Origin of the sequence: Cohaesibacter intestini (assembly GCF_003324485.1) — a bacterium.
Classification (GTDB): Bacteria; Pseudomonadota; Alphaproteobacteria; order Rhizobiales; family Cohaesibacteraceae; genus Cohaesibacter; species Cohaesibacter intestini.
In genome coordinates, this window is the sequence record NZ_QODK01000020.1 from 1 (window position 1) to 4,818 (window position 4,818).

General features: G+C 52.2%; 7 protein-coding genes. 5 read left to right on the plus strand and 2 right to left on the minus strand.

The features are described 5' to 3' along the window. The 5 genes from DSD30_RS21340 to DSD30_RS21360 all read left to right on the plus strand — a co-directional run. Positions 1-442, plus strand: a 442-nt coding sequence (locus DSD30_RS21340) for an arsenate reductase ArsC (protein ID WP_157967823.1), incomplete at its 5' end; no start/stop codon positions are given. Next, on the plus strand, positions 433-1,512 hold the full coding sequence (arsB, locus tag DSD30_RS21345; protein WP_114011782.1) for an ACR3 family arsenite efflux transporter: 1,080 nt from the start codon (positions 433-435) through the stop codon (positions 1,510-1,512). The genes DSD30_RS21340 and arsB, both read left to right, overlap by 10 nt. A gap of 12 nt (positions 1,513-1,524) precedes the next feature. Then, entirely contained in the window at positions 1,525-1,770 is a 246-nt protein-coding gene (locus DSD30_RS21350) for a hypothetical protein (protein WP_157967824.1), read from the plus strand. A 19-nt stretch (positions 1,771-1,789) separates the two neighbouring features. Next, positions 1,790-2,194: an arsenate reductase family protein gene (locus DSD30_RS21355; RefSeq protein WP_114011784.1), complete on the plus strand. Its 405-nt coding sequence runs from the start codon at positions 1,790-1,792 to the stop codon at positions 2,192-2,194. 407 nt (positions 2,195-2,601) lie between these two features. Then, complete coding sequence (locus tag DSD30_RS21360) at positions 2,602-2,868, plus strand: VOC family protein (protein ID WP_245418573.1); 267 nt, start codon at positions 2,602-2,604, stop codon at positions 2,866-2,868. A 58-nt stretch (positions 2,869-2,926) separates the two neighbouring features. Here DSD30_RS21360 and DSD30_RS21365 read toward each other — a convergent pair whose 3' ends face one another. After that, the gene (locus DSD30_RS21365; protein ID WP_114011785.1) at positions 2,927-3,838 is read right to left on the minus strand and encodes a sugar kinase; all 912 of its coding nucleotides are present in this window, start codon (positions 3,836-3,838) and stop codon (positions 2,927-2,929) included. A 126-nt stretch (positions 3,839-3,964) separates the two neighbouring features. After that, positions 3,965-4,818 (minus strand): L-dopachrome tautomerase-related protein (locus DSD30_RS21370; protein ID WP_114011786.1); only part of this gene is annotated, 854 nt, incomplete at its 5' end.

Below are 4,818 nucleotides of genomic sequence, written 5' to 3' on the forward strand. Positions count from 1 at the left end.
GAATCGGGTTGGGCAAGGCCGGTTTCAAGCCTACTCAGCAGGTTCGACACCGACAGGGGAGGTTCATCCCCGGACATTAGCATTGCTGAAGAGAATGAATTTCGACACCGGCTTTGCTCGTTCCAAAGGTTGGGATGAGTTCGCAGTACCGGAAGCTCCTAAGTTGGATTTTGTTTTCACGGTTTGCGACAACGCAGTCGGAGAAGTGTGCCCAATTTGGCCGGGCCAGCCGATGACAGCCCATTGGGGCGTTCCAGACCCTGCGCATATCGAAGGCACGGATACCGAAATTGCTCTGGCATTCTCCGATTCCTACAGGATGCTATTTTCAAGAATTTCGATCTTCACTGCCCTTCCTTTGGCTAGCATTGACCGCATGTCTCTTCAGACAAAACTTGATGAAATCGGAAAATCAAAAGAGAAAGCTGACGAATGTCCGTAGATGCAAATACCAGCGCCAACACTTCCGAACCTGGGGGAATTGGCTTTTTTGAGAAATGGCTGTCCATTTGGGTTGCCCTGTCGATTGCGGCAGGATTGATTCTCGGCGAACTTTTCCCAAGCCTGTTTGGAACACTTGCGGCACTTGAATATGCCCATGTCAATCTTGTGGTCGCTGTGCTCATCTGGGCGATGGTCTATCCGATGATGGTGTCGGTCGATTTCTCCAGCATCAGCCATGTGGCTGATGAACCGAAGGGACTGTTGATCACGCTCGTAGTCAACTGGCTGATCAAACCTTTCACGATGGCCGTTCTGGGCGTTGTATTTTTCAAATATCTGTTCGCAGATATGATGTCCGCGGCTGATGCAGATTCCTATATCGCAGGTCTTATTCTGCTTGGAGCTGCTCCCTGTACCGCGATGGTCTTTGTGTGGTCTCAGCTCACCCGTGGAGATGCCAACTACACCCTCGTTCAGGTCAGTGTGAACGATTTGATCATGGTGGTCGCATACGCGCCTATAGTCGCTCTTCTTTTGGGCGTCACGGATATTCCTGTGCCTTGGGACACACTGATTCTGAGTGTCGTTCTGTATGTGGTTGTGCCGCTGGTTGCCGGTTACCTGACGCGCAAGGCTCTTGTATCAGGCAGCAAAACCGATGAAGCAGTCGCTCAGTTCACTTCCAAACTGAAGCCAATCTCCGTGATCGGACTCTTGGCAACCGTGGTTCTGCTCTTCGGCTTCCAAGGCGGTGTCATTCTATCCCGGCCCATCCTCATTGCGCTGATTGCGATCCCGCTATTACTGCAATCCTACGGCATTTTTGCCATTGCCTATGTTGCAGCATGGTTCATGAAAGTGCCATTCAGAATCGCGGCCCCTTGCGCACTCATTGGAACCTCCAATTTCTTTGAACTGGCCGTTGCGGTCGCTATCGGCCTTTTCGGTCTTAACTCAGGAGCCGCTTTGGCCACTGTTGTAGGTGTTCTTGTTGAAGTGCCGGTGATGCTTTCCCTTGTTGCATTCGCAAACAGGACCCGCCAGCACTTTCCGGCATTAGGAAAATGAAAGGGATCGACTATGGCACAACATAAGCACTGCTATGGAACTATGTTTCACGACAGTCTGCATTTTGAAACAAACGAGAATATGGCAGGAAAGGTCTTTTCATTCGAAGTTGAAAATGCTGGCCTCACACGCTCAGATCGCCATGTCAAAGCCAGTATTCCAGAATGGGATGAGTGTCGATCATGTGAAGAGTTTGATCATTGCTACAAACTTTGCGTTGCCAAGCTGATGCTGGAAACCGCCATAGCGAGACGTTGATCGAAGAAAGAAACAAACAATGACCGTTGTAATTCATCACAATCCCGATTGCGGAACATCCCGCAATGTCTTGGAGATCATCAAAATGACGGGCAACCAGCCAGTCGTCATCGAATACCTCAATGATGGTTGGACAAAGCCACAGCTAATTGCTCTTTTTGCAGCGGCAAATCTCACACCGAGACAGGCTTTGAGAACTTCAAAATCTCCTGCAAAGGAGTTGGGGGTGACCAATCAATCTGTTCCAGATGATGAGATTCTAGAACAGATGCTGAAGCATCCGGTTCTGGTTAATCGCCCGATCGTCTGCACTCCCAAAGGCGTCAGGCTATGTCGGCCATCTGAAGCCGTGTTTGAATTGTTGGATGTTGCCTCCGGCACTGAATTCGTGAAGGAAGACGGAGAAAAAATCGTCGTTCCATGATCTATGAGGTGGCTCGAACTAGACGTATCGAACCACCCTTCCTGCAGTAGAGGCTAGTTCTTCGGATAGACCAAAAGAATTTTCGAATGGCCCGTGTGGATAGCTCCCGCATTGCAAGACATTTTGACCTGACTGCACAGCTAGTCAGAAGCAGACGTGTGTTTGGCCTGTTTGCGCGGCTCACGTGGCAGCTAGCCTTGATGGTTTCCGCAACCCAAGTCCCATACGGCTTATCGGACAACGCCGTGTCTTTAACATTCGACGGGATTTCCTGGTTGGCGGGCTGACAGTGCTCCATCATTTCAATGGTCTTGCTATTATACCTGATTGTTTCTCTGTTGCGATCTTTAGGTTGGGGAGAACTCCATATCGCACACCCAGCGACAGCCGACCACATCGGGATCGAGTTGTTTGAGTTTAAAGGCAATCATGCTCCAGACAACAACCTGAATTACCAGCAACATGGAACCTTTCACTTTGCCATTCAGGATCCAAATCTAGATCTTATGGCCAAGATCATTGCCGCTGGCGGCAAACAACGTATGCCGGTCCGGGAATATTTCCCCGATGTAAAACCTTATAGCATGGTCTATGTTGAGGACCCGTTCGGGATCGTATTCGAGCTTTATAGCCACAGCTATGAACTCACCTATTCGGGAGGGGCCTACACCTAGTTCAGGGTAACCCTCTGAAAGTGGTAGGAAGCCCACCATGTTCAGAGGGTTACACCCGCTATTCGTCCGCCAAGAATGCTTGAACGGCATCCTTGGTGGGCATGGGAGCAACGGCTCCATAGCCTTGCGTCGACAGAGCTGCCGCCGCATTGGCATAGCGTGCGGCTTCGAACGGATCGTCACCGGCGGCAATCCGACTAAGGAAAGCCCCGTCAAAGGTGTCGCCTGCCGCCGTTGCGTCAACAGCTTCCACCCGACGTCCCTTGATGCGGCGTCTTTCATCCGCGGTCGCAACCAATGTGCCTTCGGCCCCCAAGGTCAGAGCAACAATGCTGGCTCCCAGTGCGAGATAAAAATCGGCAATGGCGTCAGGATCCTCCAAGCCGGTCAAATGCTGGGCATCATCAAGGCCCGGCAAAGCGATGTCGCACTGACTCATGCCCGCATGAATGACCGCACGCGCCCGCTCAATCGGCCAGAGCTTGAGTCGCAAGTTGGTGTCAAAGGAGACCTTGCCCCCCGCTTTTTTGACCATGTCGATGGCAGCAAAGACCGCGTCTGCGGATGTGTCGGAAATTGCCTGAGAAATGCCGGACACATGGAGGATTTTGCAGGATGCCAAGGCTTCAGCGGGCAAATCCTCGGACGTCACCTTGCTGCTGGCGGAGCCGGCACGGAAATAGCTGAATTGATGACCATCCGCCCCATGGGTGACAAAATAGATGCCCGTATGGGCGTCTGATACCTGCTTAACTGCACTGGTGTCGACCCCTTCGCGCGCCCAGAGATCCATAAAGCTGTCACCAAAGGCATCGGCACCGATATGGGTGAAATAGCCGACGGAAGCGCCTTGCCGTGCAGCAGCAATGGCGCAATTGGAGGTGTCGCCCCCATGTCCGGGCAAATAATTCCCGTCTGGTTGCTGGTTGAATTCAAGCAGTGGCTCTCCAAAACAAAGGATATCTGGCATTGCGGGCTCTCACTATTTTTCGAGGAGGGGTGCGGCAAAAGCCGAAGGCCATCGCCGCGACCTGAAAAAGGACCCCCAAGTGTGTTGCACATAAGTGCCTTGCGCACATGAGGGCTCCCGGTTCAATCACTCAGCGGTGTAGCTTTTGCCAACACCTGGGATCTTCCAGATCCGGAAGTTCGGAATGTCCGGATCCTTGAAGTTCATGTCGCCATCAACCCAGATATGCAGATGGTTGGACACCACATACAGGGCGCCATCCGGCCCCCATGCCAGGGTATCTGGCCAATTCATGTCTGGATGATGGGCAAAGCGGGACAATTGCCCGGTCCTGCCGTCCAGCTTCATGATGCCGTCCAGTGACAGGGCGGTCATATAGATGTTGCCCTTGTTGTCGGCGGTCATGCCATCGGTGTTGGACGGCAAGGATGTGACCACATCAACGCCATTTTCGATAACGGTTTCGGAGACTTCAAAGTCACGCAACAAATCGGTATCGAGGCTATAGAGCGTGTTGCCGGTCAGGTTGGTCCAATAGACCGTATCCTTATCGGCAGACAGTGCGATGCCATCGGCGCCGGTCTGCATGCCACCATTCTTCAGCACCTGACGGTTGTCGATATTGAAGAAAAAGTGTGGTTCGTTGTTGGTGAATTTGTGCTGATCCAGAATCCGGCGTGCCTTGTTCGCCTTGGAATCATAGACAATCAGCCCCCCATGCAGCGGATTGCAGAAGATGCCGCTGTCGGCGATATAGGCAAAGCCGGTATCATTGTCGACGGCAAGGTCATTGAGGAAAGAGCATTTCAGATCGGCCTCTTCGGCAGAGAAGTTGATCCGCTGGATTTCCTTGTTGGCCTTGATGTCCCAGAGCACAAGCTTGGCATCACCGGGCTTGTTTTCGCCGCCCGCAACATGGCCCTGATCAAGAATCCACATGACATCATTGCGGTCGATCTCGAAGCCAAGAACCGCTTTCA